At 51.4% G+C, this 16,757-nt stretch carries 15 protein-coding genes; 4 read left to right on the top strand and 11 right to left on the bottom strand.

Going from position 1 to position 16,757, the window contains the following annotated elements; genetic code table 11:
* Positions 1 to 22: 22 nt before the first annotated feature.
* Positions 23 to 1,774, bottom strand: coding sequence for an ABC transporter ATP-binding protein (locus tag E6C60_RS11850; protein WP_138226031.1), 1,752 nt, complete (start codon positions 1,772 to 1,774; stop codon positions 23 to 25).
* A 139-nt stretch (positions 1,775 to 1,913) separates the two neighbouring features.
* Between E6C60_RS11850 and E6C60_RS11855 the strand changes: the two genes are divergently transcribed.
* Entirely contained in the window at positions 1,914 to 2,423 is a 510-nt protein-coding gene (locus E6C60_RS11855; RefSeq protein ID WP_138226032.1) for an ADP-heptose synthase, read from the top strand.
* A 52-nt stretch (positions 2,424 to 2,475) separates the two neighbouring features.
* Here E6C60_RS11855 and E6C60_RS11860 read toward each other — a convergent pair whose 3' ends face one another.
* Both E6C60_RS11860 and E6C60_RS11865 read right to left on the bottom strand, forming a co-directional pair.
* Positions 2,476 to 2,934 carry an NUDIX domain-containing protein gene (locus E6C60_RS11860; RefSeq protein WP_138226033.1) on the bottom strand — a complete coding sequence of 153 codons (459 nt, stop codon included), beginning with the start codon at positions 2,932 to 2,934 and terminating at the stop codon, positions 2,476 to 2,478.
* A 51-nt stretch (positions 2,935 to 2,985) separates the two neighbouring features.
* Positions 2,986 to 3,291 (bottom strand): HesB/YadR/YfhF family protein, encoded by a 306-nt coding sequence (locus tag E6C60_RS11865; protein WP_138226034.1) that lies wholly within the window; start codon positions 3,289 to 3,291, stop codon positions 2,986 to 2,988.
* Positions 3,292 to 3,807: 516 nt separating this feature from the next.
* Here E6C60_RS11865 and E6C60_RS11870 point away from each other — a divergent pair.
* Both E6C60_RS11870 and E6C60_RS11875 read left to right on the top strand, forming a co-directional pair.
* Positions 3,808 to 5,553 (top strand): ABC transporter ATP-binding protein, encoded by a 1,746-nt coding sequence (locus E6C60_RS11870; RefSeq protein WP_138226035.1) that lies wholly within the window; start codon positions 3,808 to 3,810, stop codon positions 5,551 to 5,553.
* Positions 5,554 to 5,565: 12 nt separating this feature from the next.
* Positions 5,566 to 7,686: an ABC transporter ATP-binding protein gene (locus E6C60_RS11875; RefSeq protein ID WP_138226036.1), complete on the top strand. Its 2,121-nt coding sequence runs from the start codon at positions 5,566 to 5,568 to the stop codon at positions 7,684 to 7,686.
* Positions 7,687 to 7,767: 81 nt separating this feature from the next.
* Here the strand turns inward: E6C60_RS11875 and E6C60_RS11880 are convergent, their stop codons facing one another.
* The 4 genes from E6C60_RS11880 to E6C60_RS11895 form a co-directional block, all read right to left on the bottom strand.
* Positions 7,768 to 8,694 carry an S-layer homology domain-containing protein gene (locus E6C60_RS11880; RefSeq protein WP_138226037.1) on the bottom strand — a complete coding sequence of 309 codons (927 nt, stop codon included), beginning with the start codon at positions 8,692 to 8,694 and terminating at the stop codon, positions 7,768 to 7,770.
* Between the two features lie 81 nt (positions 8,695 to 8,775).
* Positions 8,776 to 9,255 (bottom strand): hypothetical protein, encoded by a 480-nt coding sequence (locus E6C60_RS11885; protein WP_138226038.1) that lies wholly within the window; start codon positions 9,253 to 9,255, stop codon positions 8,776 to 8,778.
* Between the two features lie 160 nt (positions 9,256 to 9,415).
* A complete protein-coding gene (locus E6C60_RS11890; RefSeq protein ID WP_138226039.1) occupies positions 9,416 to 9,754 on the bottom strand; it encodes a four-helix bundle copper-binding protein in 339 nt (112 codons plus the stop codon).
* A 64-nt stretch (positions 9,755 to 9,818) separates the two neighbouring features.
* Complete coding sequence (locus E6C60_RS11895) at positions 9,819 to 10,817, bottom strand: CobW family GTP-binding protein (protein ID WP_138226040.1); 999 nt, start codon at positions 10,815 to 10,817, stop codon at positions 9,819 to 9,821.
* Positions 10,818 to 10,930: 113 nt separating this feature from the next.
* Between E6C60_RS11895 and E6C60_RS11900 the strand changes: the two genes are divergently transcribed.
* Positions 10,931 to 11,446 (top strand): MogA/MoaB family molybdenum cofactor biosynthesis protein, encoded by a 516-nt coding sequence (locus E6C60_RS11900; protein ID WP_138226041.1) that lies wholly within the window; start codon positions 10,931 to 10,933, stop codon positions 11,444 to 11,446.
* 96 nt (positions 11,447 to 11,542) lie between these two features.
* On the opposite strand, the gene E6C60_RS11905 is transcribed toward E6C60_RS11900, so the two are convergent.
* From E6C60_RS11905 to E6C60_RS11920, 4 genes are all read right to left on the bottom strand, one after another.
* Positions 11,543 to 12,091: a hypothetical protein gene (locus E6C60_RS11905; RefSeq protein ID WP_138226042.1), complete on the bottom strand. Its 549-nt coding sequence runs from the start codon at positions 12,089 to 12,091 to the stop codon at positions 11,543 to 11,545.
* Between the two features lie 16 nt (positions 12,092 to 12,107).
* A complete protein-coding gene (locus E6C60_RS11910; protein ID WP_138226043.1) occupies positions 12,108 to 13,112 on the bottom strand; it encodes an acrylyl-CoA reductase family protein in 1,005 nt (334 codons plus the stop codon).
* Positions 13,113 to 13,385: 273 nt separating this feature from the next.
* On the bottom strand, positions 13,386 to 14,678 hold the full coding sequence (gene ltrA / locus E6C60_RS11915; RefSeq protein ID WP_138226044.1) for a group II intron reverse transcriptase/maturase: 1,293 nt from the start codon (positions 14,676 to 14,678) through the stop codon (positions 13,386 to 13,388).
* A 569-nt stretch (positions 14,679 to 15,247) separates the two neighbouring features.
* Positions 15,248 to 16,717, bottom strand: coding sequence for a nicotinate phosphoribosyltransferase (locus E6C60_RS11920; RefSeq protein ID WP_138226045.1), 1,470 nt, complete (start codon positions 16,715 to 16,717; stop codon positions 15,248 to 15,250).
* Between the last annotated feature and the right edge of the window lie 40 nt (positions 16,718 to 16,757).

The raw sequence follows: 16,757 nt of genomic DNA on the forward strand, positions 1-16,757 counted from the left end.
GTTTCGTATGAACAGGTTTACATCAGCTTACAGTATCGAAATGCTGCACATTATATAATCGGGCATAGCTGCCTTCGCGCTCCATGAGCTCGGAATGGGTACCCTGCTCTGTAATTTGACCGTTCTCCAGTACGACGATTTGATCGGCATGCGTAATGGTAGACAGACGGTGAGCGACGATCAGCGTCGTTCTGTTACTGGACAGAGATTGCAGTGCCTGCTGGATCAGATGCTCGGATTCCAGGTCCAGCGCCGAGGTCGCTTCATCCAGCACCAGAATATCGGGATCCTTCAGAAACACCCGAGCGATCGCCAGCCGCTGCTTTTGTCCGCCGGACAGCTTGACGCCCCGCTCTCCCACCTCGGTGTCATACCCTAAAGGCAGGCTCATGATGAACTCATGGGCGTTTGCAGCCTGTGCAGCAGCCATGACAGACTCTTCATCGGCTTCCGGGTTCCCAAGCATAATATTCTCCCGCACCGAGCCGCTGAACAGGAAATTATCCTGCAGCACCATCCCGATCGAGCTTCGAAGGCTTTCCAGGGATACCGTCCGAATATCCTGCCCGCTGACGAGCACCCTGCCTTCCTGTACATCATAAAATCTGGGAATGAGCCCGATGAGCGACGACTTCCCGCCTCCGCTCATTCCGACAAATGCAACGGTTTGTCCCTGCTTAATGTGCAGGTTAATATCCTTCAGCACCCAGTCCGTGCCGGTGCTGTATTTAAAGCACACCCGGTCAAACTGGATATCTCCGGCTGTACGAAGCGTCTTCGCATGAGGCTGATCCACAATATCGTAAGGCTCGTCCATCAGCTCCTTGACCCGTTCCAGAGAAGCGGTAGCCTGTGTCAGCACGGTGGAGGAATTTATCAATCGGCGCAGCGGTGCATAGAGACGGTCCAAATAACCGAAGAACGCGACGAATGTACCGAGCGTCAGATCTCCCTGAATAACCCGGTATCCGCCATAGCCGATGACGAGGATCGGGGCGATGTCGGTTAACGTATTAATAATGGAGAAGGTAAGGGCGTTCATGCGCGTCTGCGCCATTGCTTTTTTCAGAAAATTGCCGTTGATGCCTTCGAACTTGCGCTGGTCATAACGCTCCAAAGTAAAGCTGCGAATGACCGAGATCCCCTGAATACGTTCATGCAGGTACGCCTGGATGCCCGCGAGTGCCTGCGAGCGGTCTTTCGTCAGCTTTTTCAAGCGCTTGTAGAGCAGGTTTACTGCAATGGCATACAGTGGAAGCACGGCAATGGAGACGAGAGTCAGCACCGGGTTCATAAAGAACATCACGATTAACACGAACGTCAGTGTAAACATGTCCAGCCAGATGTTCATCATGCCGACCTCAACCAGGTTCTTGGATTGCTCAACATCATTAATGAACCGGGAAATAGCCTCGCCGACCTTGGTATTCTGGTAATAACGCAGCGACAGCTTCTGCAAATGGGCATACAGTCGATTACGCATATCGAACAGGATGCGGCTTGTAATATACTGAGCAAAATACTGCCTTACATATTCAACGGGTCCCCGTACGACGATAAACAGCACGAGTGTACCTGCCAGGATGAGCATAAGCTGCTCTATCTTTTGCTGCGGCGTCATATCAGAATTGGTGAGCAGGTCATCCACCACATACTTCATGATGAGGGGAAGCAGAAGCGGAATCGTAAATTTGATCATGCCAATGAACAAAGTAAATACAATCCACTTGATATAAGGCTTTACAAAGGGATAATAAATTTTCCAGGCTTTCAAATGCTGTCGGCAGCCCCTTTCTGGTTGTGAATTCCGGTTGTACAGGTTGACATTTGGCGTCGTCAATGCTTTGATATTTTGGAAACGTATTTCATAAAAAGCATGTTGGAAACGGCTTGTGCTTCGCAGGAGGATGAGAATGAGCACGATATTTGTGACGGAAGCGGTGATGCTGGCCATTTACGGTCAGCTGTTGACCCCGCCCAGACCGGTAGAATATATCATACCCTATACCACCATTTTGGAGTTGTACGAGCTCAGCAGCAGCGATGAGCCTTTGATGCATACGCCTGCTGATGACCAGCATGTGCGCACCAAGATCAATGAACTGATTCATTATTTTGAGGAGCCCCTGAACAAGAAGAAAATAGACAAAGCGCTGCAGACGCCTTGGGCTAAGAGTCCATCCATCCCTGTCGGCGAAAGAACGGTCGTGATCGTCATGAATGCGATTGATCATGCACCCTACGGCGAATTGTTTGACCCGGTGGAAACCGAGCTGCTAGCCGCCGCTGCCCGGCTTTCTGTGCCGCTGCTTACCGATCAGTACGAGCTGATACAGCGCATGATCAGTGCCGAGGTGCCTGTACAGGTATTTGATATTGACGATTTTGACTTTGCCCTGGATGACGATGCTGCTCAGGTGTAAGCGTTCAAGCACATAAAAAATTCCCCTTGCGGGGATTTTTTTATGCCTTCATTCAGCTTTCGTCAGGCTGCCCTAACAGCTTGTGCAAAATACGGGTGGTCAAGCCGTCTGTGACGGGCAGCGCATCCCCCGCGAAATATTTCATCGAGGTGTCGCTTTCCTCCGGCAGATCGATGACACTCTTAAGCCCGTGAGCAGCATAAACCCCGATGACGTAATATTCCTCGTCACCATTGACATGCTTCTTCACATAATCCCGTCCGGATAGCAGATCCAGCAGCTCCAGTTCCCCGGCATGATGTCCGCTCTCTTCCCACAGCTCCCGGGCCGCCGCTTCTTCCATCGACTCTCCCGGCTTAATCCCGCCGATCGGCAAGCCCCACACATCACGCCCCGGCCTCTTCAGCAGCAACACCTCGCCAGCCTCATTCCTTGCCATGACAGCTGCCTTGATCTTAAACACCACACTGCGGCCGATATATTGACGAATATCTCGGTTATACACGCTCATTACCCGGAACCTCCCCTGCCCCTTCAATGCGCGAATTGTAAGAGCAGCTCTCTAATGCCCCGCGCCTTCTTCTGTATACGTATACGAAATGTCCTCCTGTGATTCCTCATATTTGACCTCAAGGTCAAAGCCGCGGAGGTACCAAAGGTCCCGCTCTTCCATATAAAACGTAACATCATTCACTTTGGCGTCGATGCCCGAATGCTGCGGCTCCTCTATAGCCAGTCCCAATGTAAAGCCGGGATGCAGCCCTCCGCTTGCACTATAACGCGGAAAGAATCGGACCTTGGCTCCGGCCTGCAGCTCCAGCTCTCGAATAAACCAGGAAGCGGCTTCTTGACTGACTTGGATCCTCATATCTTTCACTCTCCTTGACCATCTCACCTGACATATATAATGTTTATCATAACGCATTCTATGTAGAGGTTACAAATGTTTTTGGCGCCTTCAGGACATGCTGTGAACCCGCGAGGAGGCCTGACCCTGTCATGCGGCTAAAAAATAAGTTTGACATTCTGAAAGACATGGTGATAAAATTCAGACGAACCAAATGAATTCAAATAATTGTCAAATCTTAAAGAAAGGGGCGATCCAAGTGTTCAACACAGTCATTGTTATGTATACACATCCTGGCCGTACAGTGAACCAATTGAATATTGACAACGCCCCGCTGCATGCTTCACTCATTCGGAAGTCGCCAGTTTAGCCCTGGTATCCTTCTACGATGACGCCGCGGTACGTTGATACACTTCCGTGGTCATGATAGGTTTACACCGAGCATATCATCCGGTTTTCGGAGGATATGCTTTTTTTGGCTGTAAATACCCGTCAGAAGCTTGTTGATTTGGATGATGAAAGGATGGAACCAATCATATGTTTGCCGTTTTAAAAAATTTAGGCTGGTTTTTTCAGCTGGAGAAGAAACGATATCTCGTCGGATTGTTTTTCCTCATTGTGTGCGGAGGCCTGGAGCTCCTGCCGCCTCTACTGCTCGGTAATGCCATTGATGACATTGTAACAGGCTCCATTTCCTGGGGAGGGCTGACTCAATATCTGCTGCTTATTCTCGGTCTTGTTGCCGTCATTTATCTCTGTACATATGTGTGGATGCACCGCATCTTTGGCGGAGCGAATCTGGTGGAGCGCCTGCTGCGCACCCGCTATATGAATCATTTGCTGGGCATGATGCCCCCCTTTTTCGAGAAGAACCGGACCGGGGATCTTATGGCCAAGGCCACGAATGATTTGCGCTCTGTCGCTGCTACAGCGGGCTTTGGCATGCTCGTCATGACCGACTCCACCTTCTTCCTGGTCGTCATCCTGTTTGCGATGGGCTTTCTGGTCAGCTGGAAGTTAACGTTAGCTGCCATTCTGCCGCTTCCTTTGATTGCCGTCGGTATGGTTATCTATGGCAGAGCTATACACAAGCGCTACACTGCCGCCCAGGATGCCTTCGGCGTGATGAATGATCAGGTGCTGGAGTCGGTTGCCGGCGTCCGCGTGATCCGGGCCTATGTGCAGGAGCGTGAGGATCAGCAGAAATTTCAGGACATTACGGATGATGTTTACCGTAAGAATCTGGCGGTAGCCAAGGTCGATGCCTTGTTCGAGCCAACGATTAACTTCTCCATTGGACTCAGCTATGTGATCGGTCTATCCTACGGGGTTTATATGGTTTTCCAGAACGAGATCACGCTGGGCAGCCTGGTATCCTTCAACATGTATCTGGGCATGATGATCTGGCCCATGTTCGCCATCGGAGAGCTCATTAACATTATGCAGCGGGGGAACGCCTCCCTGGACCGTGTGAACAGCACATTGTCTGTTCCGCCAGACGTGCCCGAGCCGGAGCAGCCTGTGCATGTCCGCACACCGGATAGCGTCGTCTTTGACCACCTCAGCTTCCGCTATCCTTCTTCTGGCGAGGATAACTTGAAGGACATCTCGCTGACCCTGAAACGTGGGCAGACCCTTGGCGTTGTCGGCCGGACCGGCAGTGGTAAATCCACCCTGCTCAAGCAGCTGCTGCATGAGTATCCTGCTGGCACGGGAAGGCTGCTGTTTGCCGGCGTACCGGTAGAGAATCTGTCCAAGGAGCAGCTGCATGCCTGGATCGGCTATGTCCCGCAGGAGCAGATCTTGTTCTCCAAGACCGTGAGACAGAACATTCAATTTGGCAAAAAAGATGCCGATGACGAAACCATTATGGAAGCCATCCGAACGGCAGCATTCGATCAGGATCTGCACACCTTATCCGACGGGCTGGATACGCTTGTCGGCGAGAAAGGAGTCGCGCTGTCCGGCGGTCAGAAGCAGCGCGTGTCTCTGGCCAGAGCTTTTATCGCAGACCCGGAGATCCTCATTCTGGACGATGCCTTATCCGCCGTTGATGCCCGCACGGAAGCCAAAATCATTGAACATATCCGGACCCAGCGTTCCGGCAAAACCACTCTCATCTCCACACATCGCCTCTCTGCGATCCAACATGCAGACTGGATTGTTGTACTGGAGGACGGAGCCATTACCGAAGAGGGTACGCATGAAATGCTGCTTGCAGCCAATGGCTGGTACCGGGAGCAATATGAACGGCAGCAGCTCGAAAATCATCTTTCATCCTAGGAGGTGTTCTGCTTGAGCGGAAACCAATCTCAATCCATACCCAATACGACCGGAATAGCCAGACGGCTCTTCCGTTACGCGTTGACAGCCAAGGCAACGTTTATCGCAGCGCTTCTCATGCTCGCAATCGGTGTCGCCGCCGAGCTGGCCGGACCGTTCATCGCCAAGACGATGATCGACGAGCACGTGCTCGGCATCGAACAGCCCTATTACGAAACCGACTCCCCGGAAGGAGCCGCACTATATCAAGGCACTTACTATAAAAGAGCAGACCGATTAAGCGCCGAAGAAAACAGCGGTGCAGAGGTACGGCTGCTGCAGAGCGGAACGAGCTTTTATTTCATTAACGAGCCTGTAGAACGTGCCGAAGGCAGCCGCTCTTTTCAGGACGGAATCATGAGCATTACGTACGGCGATTCCACACAAAGCTATCCTGCCGTCAAGCTGAGCACAAGCGAGCTGTTCAGCTTTTACAAGCCGGAGCTGCCCGGCGTTTACAAGCTGGTCGGACTGTTTATGATTGCCATATTCATTTCCATGCTGGCCGTCTTTACTCGTACCTTCTGGATGCAGTCGGCAGCCAACCGTGTCATTCAGAAGCTGCGCACTGACGTTTATGCCCATATTCAGCGCCTGCCTGTCCATTATTTCGACAATCTGCCGGCCGGCAAGGTCGTATCCCGCGTTACCAATGACACTGAAGCCGTGAAGGATCTGTTCGTTGCCGTGCTGTCTAACTTTGCATCCGGCATCGTCTACATTACCGGTGTGTACATTGCCTTGTTCCTGCTGGATGTGCGTCTTGGCTTGATCAGCCTGTTTATTATTCCGATGCTTCTCATCTGGATTGTCCTTTACCGGAAATTTGCCACCCGTTACAATGTGGTAATTCGCTCGCGCTTAAGTGAAATTAATGCCATCATTAATGAATCCATCCAAGGCATGCCGATCATTCGGGTCTTCCGCCGCCAGAAAGCGACCCGCGAGGAATTTGAGGAGCTCAACCGCGATTATATGGCTCATCAGAATAAAATGCTGAATCTGAACTCCTTGACGACGCACAATCTGGTTAACGTCTTACGAAACATCGCGCTCGTCGTCATCTTGTGGTATTTCGGGTCTGCGTCCTTGTCGTCAACGGGAATCATTTCGATTGGGGTGCTGTACGCCTTCGTCGATCTGATGGGCCGGATGTTCCAGCCGATTACCGGAATGGTCAACCAGCTTGCTGCACTGGACTCCTCCATCGTATCTGCCAAAAGAGCCTTCGAGCTCATGGATGAGCCCGGCGAAGCCGTGACGGATGGCTCCATGCCAAGATATCAGGGAGATGTTGAATTCAAAGATGTCTCCTTTGCCTACAAAAAGGATTACGTGCTGAAGAATATTTCCTTCCAGGCAGCCAAGGGCCAAACCGTGGCGCTCGTCGGTCATACCGGCTCCGGCAAAAGCTCGATTATTAACCTGTTGTTCCGATTTTATGATCCGCAAAAGGGCAGCATTACGATTGATGGAAAGCCGGTCACGGAAATTCCGAAGCAGTGGCTCCGCCAGCATATGGGCATTGTCCTGCAGGACCCTTATCTCTTTACAGGCACTATTGCCAGCAATGTTAGTCTCGGTGATCCGCGGATTAGCCGGGAACAGGTGGATCAGGCGTTAAGGGCGGTCGGTGCCGACCGGCTGCTGAGCCATCTCCCGCTCGGATTTGACGAACCCGTCATCGAAAAAGGGAGTACGCTCTCTGCCGGTCAACGCCAGCTCATTTCATTCGCCCGCGCTCTCGCCTTCGATCCGGCGATCCTGATTCTGGATGAAGCCACAGCCAACATTGATACCGAAACCGAGGCGATCATTCAGCAGGCGCTGGAGGTGCTGAAGCAGGGCCGAACTACCTTTATCATTGCCCATCGCCTCTCGACCATTCGAAATGCAGACCAGATCCTCGTTCTGCATCGCGGTGAAATTGTGGAGCAGGGCTCCCATGATAAGCTGATGGCACAGGGCGGCAAATACTTTAACATGTATCAGCTGCAGCAAGGCTCAACGGAGGCTGCGGGCGGCAGCATTCAGCGTGAGCGTGAAGCTCTACCTGTACCGGCCATCATGAAAAAAGCAGCCGTGAAGCTATAATAGCTCTAAACAGCTAATTCGTTTGAACGGAAAAGGGCTGTCCCTATTGGGACAGCCCTTTTCCAATTTAGATGTGGTTATCTACGGTGAAGACGGTGCTTCTTTCACGGTAACCTTATACGGTGCAGGAACGTAGGCTTCCGCCGTCGCTTCTGAAATCACCTGAAGATACATTTTGTCTGGATCCGGCGGAGTGACCGAGTAATACACCACCGCTTCCCAATCACTTACGAACTCTATAGAGGATACCATGAGGCCGTAGCCAGGATGCGGCATATCGCTTTTCGTAATGACTACCTTGTTCACATTCTCGTCCACCCTGATTACATCGCTGGAGACCTGATCTCCTCCCTCAACAGGCGGAATTTCAACAGGCGGCTTCTCATTCGGAAAGCCGTTCAGAAAGTCCCTTGCAGCATGCACCATTTGGGCGGCTTCCATACGCGTTAAGGTTTCCTTCGGCTGAAACTCATCCTTGTCATTCAAATCGGCCATGTTCGTAATGAGCAGAAATTGCACCGCGCCCCGGAATTCCTCGGAGATCTTTTCCTCATCGGCAACCTCTATATGGATCGCGATAATCGGATAATCACCGGTAGACTGTACAGCGGCATGCAGCAATCCGGCAAAGGTCTCCCGGTTGATTGGCTTATTCCACACCATCTCGTTCGTGACCGGCAGCCCGTGCATCGCTGCAATGTTCACTGCTTCACTGAACCAGGCACCGTCCGGCACTGAGCTGAACGATTGACCGCTGAAATTCGGAAATACCTGAAGCTCTGTCGCATTCACGATCATTTGCACCGCTTGTGCGGCCGTAAGAGACTGGTTCGGAGCAAATCGGTCCTCTGAAATCCCATTAATCACTCCGGCGCGCTGCAGATCCTTCACGATGGCGAGCTGGCTGCTATCCTCCACATCGGAAAAAGCAAACGCAGAAGCTGACATACTGCCCACCAGAGCGGATGACATAAGTAACGCTGAGATCATCTTGGTTGATTTTTTCATAATATGCACCTCCTATACCTTACAGACGCCATCGGGCAGCCAGATGTTTCAGTTTATCGCGTTTTTGTTTCCCGGCTGCAGCTAAGACGGACTTGACTCATCCTGCCGATCCCCGTCCAAACCGAGCTTGATATACATTTCTCCCGAATAGCCTTGAAGCTTCTGCTCCAGAGCCTGCGCCTGATCCTTGAAGGCATTCAGCTCTCGAATCATCCGGGAACGGCCCGCCGGACTAAACGTATCATGAATTCGTTCTTTAAAATAATCATGGACAATATAATTGCGCTGTTTCCATACTTCTTTCAGCTGAACCGTCTCTTCCTCGGAAAAAGGAAAATAGTGCTGTATTTCCTGAACGAGCTGACCTAGCGAGCTACTTAGCTTACGCTGATACAGCTGCGTAAAATCTTCTTCCGAAGGCACCTGACCCTTGGACAGCTTGATCAGCATGAGCAAATTCGCCAACTGCTGCTCCAGAGCCTGGGAATAATAGACCGCCAAACCGAAATAGGTTAACAGCTCTTTGGAGTGTTCGCTGTCCAGCAAACGTGTCTGATTCATAGAGTCCTCCTATACATCGCTGCTATTTCGTGTTTATCGTGTTCACCTTCTATGGTATAGGAAGATTCCCCCTCCTTCAATCACAAAAAAACCTAAACCCGTCCATTGGCCATGACAAGTTCAGGTTGTGAAGCTTTAGATGATGAAGTTAATTTGTAAATTAGGCGACACAGCACATCTCGCGGCATACCTCCACGCAGCGACGGCAAGCGGCTGCACAGTCCTGGCAATGCTGATGCGGATGCTTCTCACACTCTGCAGCGCAGGCTTCACAAATCTGGATCGTCAGGCTGCAAATGTCCGAGGCAAACGGGCTCATCCGGCTCATGGCATCCGCTGCAAACGAACAAATATCTGAACACTCCCGAGTCAGTTCAATACATTCACGCAGCATGGCAATATCATATTCCTTCAGGCAGGAAACATAGCAGACGTTGCTGGCATTCACGGCTTCAAAACAAGCCTCAATACAATCTTTATACTGTAATTCTTGACTCATGTATGTTTACCTCCCATGATAATGTCTGATGAAAATGTATTAAACGAAAATCTAAGCCGCTGAATCAAGTTGGCTCTGACAGTTTTTGCAGCTGCTGCTTCAATGCTGTACGATCAAACTGTTCCCCGATAAAGACCAGCACATCTCGCAGCTCCACCTCCTGTGGCAGCCGGGTGTAATCCGTCTCGCGGAAGGCATATTGGAACAGGTAACGGCTCGCCGTATCCTGAAACGTCAGGATGCCCTTGGCCCGGTATATATCACGCGGTAGCTCGCGAATCCATGCCTCGAATTTGCGGCTATCCAGCGGACCTTGAAGATGATGGGTATAGGACATGACATGAGCATGGGTGTCATGAGAAGCTGCTCCGCCTTTGAAGCTGCGGCCTGGTGTATTCATTATTTCATCATCCACCGCTCCCTCAGGTACAGCGGCACTTTGTTCTGAACGGCTAACCGCACTCAGCATCGGCTCCAGATCGACATGACATCGAACAGCCTCGAAGGCGGCTGCAGACCGGTTCCACTTCTCCACAATCTCTGTAACCTCTGACAATTCGTCCTGGCTTAGCCGGTCTGTCTTGTTCAGGATTAACACATTGGCGCAGCGAATTTGTTCCTGCATCAGCCGATAGGTTTTGGCCCGCTGCTCCCGGTGAAGGTGAAGAAGGTGCGGAGTATCTACAACCGTAATCATCTGCTGAAGCTCAATATTTAAATAGAGGGAAGCCTCGGCGACACCGTCTAGGATCTCCATCGGATTCGCGGCTCCGGTCGCCTCCACCACGATGACATCCGGACGATCGCGCTGCAGCAGCATGCCGAGCTCCGCGGCAAAATCCGCCCGGATGGTACAGCACACACACCCGCTGAGCAGCTCAGAGGTAGGGACGTCTGCCCCCGCCGCCAGGCTGTCGATGTTCACCTCGCCAATCTCATTCATAACGACGGCAGGCTTTAGGCCCTCCTGCTTCCAATGCTGCAGCAGCCGAGTCAGCAGAGTCGTTTTACCGCTCCCTAGAAAACCTGATAATATGTATACAGGAGTCATCTTGTTTCGCATATTGTTCTCTTTCCTTTCCACACGTTCTGTTAGCGAGTGTACTATAAGTGAAAGACGAAGAGCAACCAAGGATTCATATTTTTAATGTTTGATTCAAGAAAGGAGTACATACCATGAACTCAGTAGAAGAACATCGTAAAGAGGCACCGGCCTCGGTCAGCTGTATGGTTATTACCGTCTCGGACACCCGTACATTAGAAACAGATCAGAGCGGTCGGTTGATATGTGAGCTCCTGGAGACTCAAGGTTATATCGTGGCTGGACGAACAATCGTAAAGGATGATTATGAACAAGTCCGCGAGCTTCTATATGACGCTTCCAGCCGTCCTGACATTGACGCCGTCTTGCTTACTGGCGGTACAGGTATCTCCGGAAGAGATACAACGTATGAAGCCGTGGCTTCCATGCTGAGTAAGGAGCTCGCCGGATTTGGGGAGGTTTTTCGTTTCCTCAGCTATCAGGAGATCGGTTCCGCAGCGATTTTAAGCCGCGCTGTGGGAGGGGCGATCGGGGACACGGCTATCTTCTCCATGCCGGGATCGGTCAATGCCGTTAGACTCGCTATGGACAAGATTTTGCTGCCCGAGCTCAGACACGTTGTGCGAGAGCTGAAAAAGCCGGTATCATAAGCTCATAAGCTGAATACCCAAGCATATCTGCATTCCTGTATTTCTCACTTAACACAACAACGCTCCGGTGCATACCGGAGCGTTGTTGTGGTGTTATTATTTGTTATCATCCGACTCATTCATATGGTCCCCTGCGTGAAGCTCATTGGATTTCAACAGCTCGGACGCAATCCTTTTGATTTGTTCCTCATACTGGCCTTGATTCTCACCGGAAGACAAGTAGACGAAGGCTGAGGATTTCTCTTCGACAAGTACGGCGTCCAAGCCTTCACCGTCTTCTTCCACAGCTCCGCCATACAGCTCCTTCATCTGAGCCATACGTGTCTCTTCATCCGGATAAACGAACAGCTTGATCTGCTGATCCTCTGCATCCTTAATCAGATACTGATACTGGATGCTTCCATCCTGAGCTTCAGTAAACGATTCTTTCGTCAGCTCCATGCCTTCATCCTGAAAGCGCTCCTTCATGATCGTCAGGAACTTCCCATTCAATCCGCGTCCTTCTTGCGCTGCTTCCTGCGTTCCTTCCTCGAAGGCTTGTCCGTTATATTGCTCCACCTCGCGCTCAACAACGTCCTGGCTGCAGCCTGCAATTCCAAAGGCCAATAAACCTGCCGCTGCCGCTTTACCCCAAGATTTCATCATTTTAGGCATCCTCCTTCTATGACATCGAAACCACCGTTCTTCCGACGGCCTGACCCTGCAGAATCTGCCCCAGGGTGGCTGGCAGCTCTGCAAGACCTACTTCGCGAATTCCCTCAGCCAGCACACTTTCCGGCTTCCATGGTCCTGCCAGCAGAGACCAGACATCCTTTCTTACAGACATCGGGCAATAGACCGAGTCAATGCCGAGCAGTCGGATATTTCGAAGGATGAACGGATATACCGTACCGGGGAAATCGGTTCCTCCCGTCAAGCCGGATAATGCTGCAGAGCCTCCATACTTCAGCTGCTTCAAAGTATCTGCCAGCCTCTCGCCGCCAACCGGATCAATAGCACCTGCCCATCGTTCAGCGGAAATCGGTCCTGGTTTCTCCGGGGGAAGCTCGTCTCTGGAGATGACCTCATGCGCTCCGAGAGCTTTCAGCCAGGCCTCCTCCTTCTCTTTTTTACCCGTGGATGCCACAATTTCATAACCAAGCCGCGATAGGATAGACACTGCGAAGCTGCCTACTCCCCCGGTTGCACCCGTCACTAGGACCGGACCATGCTCCGGCTTCAGTCCATTATGAATCAGAGCATGAACCGACAGTGCCGCAGTGAAGCCCGCCGTACCGATGCCCATAGCTTCCTTCGCTGACAAGCCGGCCGGCAGCTTCACCAGCCAATCGCCGTTCAGACGCGCATATTCGCTGAAGCCTCCTTCATGGCTGACTCCAAGGTCATAGCCTGTGCAAAGCACATGATCGCCTGCTTCATATTCAGGATGACTGGACTGCACCACCGTCCCCGCCAAATCAATGCCTGGAATGAACGGATAGCGCCGCACAATTCTTCCATCTGGTATAGAAGCAAGGCCGTCTTTGTAATTGACGCTGCTGTAGGAGACCTGGATCGATACATCACCCTCCGGCAGCTGCTCCGGACCCAGCTGTGTCACGCCAGCCCGAAATCCTTGTTCATCCTTATTTACCACATACGCTTGAAAAGCTTCAGGTATCCCCATGTCTAATTCCTCCTGACCATTTGCTTTCATTTTTAATATACCCATTGTAGTACAGTTCTTCTCAAGATGGTAATGTGAGCTGTCGAATTGCCTGTAAAGCTCCCGAGAAATGACGTCTTCTGCGCTTTCCCGAGAAATAATGATCTACATGCTGCTGCTTTAAAAGCCTTTACTAGAGTAAAGGGCAGATAAATTCTGCCCCTCCTCATCAAACCGTACGTGAGGTTTTCCCTCATACGGCTTTCCGATGTTCGTCATTCATGTGCATGCAGATCACAAGAGCGTTTTAAGTCCACATTGTGAGGACAGTGCTTTCACTTCGCGTAATGAGCTCATCCATCGCGTGCGTTGACGTTTCTTGGCAACCCATTTGGCTAGTCGCTGGAGGATGTACCAGTCCAGTTTCGCCATCTTCTTTTGGCTGTAAGCTGTGTAGTAGTAGTTGCGCCACCCCTGTATTTTAGGGTTTAAGTATTCCAGGTGGTCCTGGAAAGTCTTGTGACGCATATTCGGCGGAGCAAGTCGCTCCTTCACGACCTCTCGGATTCGCTCTTCCGCCTTGCGACACAGCCACTGCTGGGTCGTATAGTATACTTTGCCTTTGGATGTCTCGGCTTTCGTCTTTCGATGGTGCATGCCTAGAAAATCAAAGCCTTCTTCTCCTGTCCATAGTCCAACGATGCGTGTCTTGGTTGGATGTAACGTTAGCTCTAGGCGGTCCATAATAACTCTAATGAGTTCGTACGCCCGATCTGCATCCTTCTTTGTTTTGCAGATGACCACCAGATCGTCCGCGTAACGTGTGAGTTCCCCCATTTTACTGCCATGCCGTTCCCACAGGAGATCAAAGTAATTCAGGTAGATATTCGCCAGCAGTGGTGAAATGACCCCACCTTGTGGTGTACCCAAATCTGAGCGTCTGACATTGCCTTCCTCCATGACACCCGCACTTAGCCACTTCCTCAACAGCTTCAGAATTCGTCTATCGCTGATTCGCATTTCTACCAGCTTGATGAGTTTCTCCTGATTAATGTTGTCGAAGTACCCTTGGATGTCGACGTCGACCACCCAATTCCCTTTGCGGTTGCATGCTTTCCGAATGCGATCTAACGCTTGCTTTGCACTTCGTTTTGGCCTGAATCCGAATGACGTTTCCTGAAAATCCGCCTCGAAGATCGGTTCCATGACGAGTTTCGCTGCCATCTGGATGACGCGGTCTCTCACTGTGGGAATGCCGAGCGGTCGCTTTTTGCCATCCTTCTTCGGAATGTAGTAGCGCCTTACGGGTTGCGGATGATACTCGCCTTCTTTAAGAAGCCGTTGACATTCGTGTACAAAGCATGTTTCTCCTTGTTTCTCGATGTCTGCCAGTGTCTCTCCGTCTATTCCTGCCGAGCCCTTATTAGCTCGTACTCTTCGCCATGCTTCCCAAAGAATGTCCAGCCGGTAGACCTTGTCGTACAACGCGTGAAACCTTCGCTTCTTGTTTTCCTTGGCCGCATGACCTAGTTTCTCTTGGAGTTGTTGAACGTTTTCCTTTGGTGTTGTTAGCCGTTTGGCATTCACTGACTCGTACCTCCTTAAGAAACTTGAACAAAGCAGGGCTCCTTCCCTCCTGCAGGTTGTGTTGTCCTGCATTCTTCGGTACTATGAGCCCCTCGGACTCCCTTCCTGCAGACGGTTCACTTCACCTTTTAGGCTTATAGAGCGTCTCTTTACGGTTTCAAAAAAAAAACGTGCAGGGGAGGGCCTCCCCAGTTCACTGCATCCTCTTTCATACCATGCCGATCCCCTTACGCCGGAGGATTCTTCACTGTCGTTCCAAGTTCTGAACAGCTTCCATGGCCTTCGTCCATATGCGCGAGACTCGGCTTCCTCTTCCCCTCTTGCGAGGCCTTTTTGACGACGCGGCAGGATTCACTTTATGTTACAGCCTGGTATGTTGCTCGCCCTGTCTCTGACAGGTACTTATGTCGATACGCTTCTACGCACAGATTTCGCCATACGCAGGTATCCTAGCTACACAGGGGCTTGGTCCCTCCTGTGACCGGACTTTCACCGGCTAGAGAATGCGTGCTTAGCTGGGCACGCCGCAAAAAAAAGACCTGCCTCAGCAGGTCCCTCCTCATCTACCTTTAATCCTCATCCTGTTGATCCTGTCCCAGCTCCTCCATATACTCCGCGATCAAGCGCTGCTTCAGCTCCCATACCTGCTCGCTTAAATTAATACGATAGATTTCGGGGTTCAGCTTGCGGAGATATTCTGGCCAGAACTGCTGCAGCTGTCCATTATGATGCTCACGGATCTCCTCCAGTGTCGGCAGCTCATACACGAGCTGGCCTTGGTCAAATATAGGCGTCAGCATCGGCACCGCCTGAAAGTCCCGGACATTCTTGCGCATGTAAGGATGTAGCGGATTAAACAGCTTCAGCTTGCCTCCCTCCGGCGGCATGCTCTCTTCAGGGAAGCAGATGTAATCTGCAATGGCTTTCCCGCTCCCTTTGGAGATAATTCGGTACACTTCCTTTTTGCCAGGGGTGGACACCTTCTCCGGATTGGCAGAAATTTTAATGGTGGCTTTCATGGCTCCATCTACTTCCCGCTCCACCAGTTTGTATACGCCGCCCAGAGCAGGCTGATCCGCTGCCGTTATCAGCTGGGTGCCTACGCCCCAAATATCAATCTTGGCACCTTGTGCCTTCAAATCCAGAATTGTATTCTCATCCAGATCATTGGAGGCGACAATCTTGACATAAGATAGGCCCGCATCATCCAGCATTTGACGCGCCTTGATGGATAGATACGCAAGATCTCCGCTGTCCAGGCGGATAGCGTTCATTCGTTTCCCTTGAGCCTCCAGCTTCTTCGCCGTCCGGATTGCGTTCGGCACACCGCTGGACAAGGTATCGTAGGTATCAACCAGCAGCGTCACCTGATCTGGCATCACCCGGGCAAAAATATCGAATGCCTCCTGCTCATTATGAAACGTCTGCACCCAGGAATGCGCGTGCGTGCCCTTCGTTGGAATGCCGAACTGCTCACCGGCCAGCATATTGGAGGTAGCATGAAATCCCGAAATATATGCAGCCCTGGCTCCCCATACGGCAGCATCTGCTTCCTGCGCACGGCGGGTTCCGAACTCCAGCAGGGTATCTCCGCTCGCAACCTGGCGGATCCGGGAAGCTTTAGTTGCAATCAGCGTCTGAAAATTCATGAAGTTCAAGATGGCTGTCTCCACCAGCTGCGTTTCCATAATGCGTCCCTCTACCCGGATTAAAGGCTCGTTGGCGAAGACCAGTGAGCCTTCCTTCATGGCGTGTATCGTTCCTTGAAACCGGAAATGACGCAGCTCCTCCAGAAAGGCAGGCTCGTACTGCTCCTCCTGCTTGGCTAAGTAAGCGATATCCTCTTCACTGAATTGCAATTGATTAATATAGTTAACAATTCGCTCCAGGCCGGCAAACACAGCATACCCGTTGCCGAAGGGAAGCTTGCGGAAATAAGCCTCGAATACGGCCCGAGTCTCGTGAGAGCCGTTAACCCAATGTGCGTACATCATATTGATCTGATATTTATCCGTATGCAAAGCCAGTCCAGCCTTCATGTGATGCTCCTCCTTCGTCCGCTGCCCGGTGCCTCGTTCA

This window comes from Paenibacillus algicola (genome assembly GCF_005577435.1).
In the GTDB taxonomy this organism is placed as follows: domain Bacteria; phylum Bacillota; class Bacilli; order Paenibacillales; family Paenibacillaceae; genus Paenibacillus_AQ; species Paenibacillus_AQ algicola.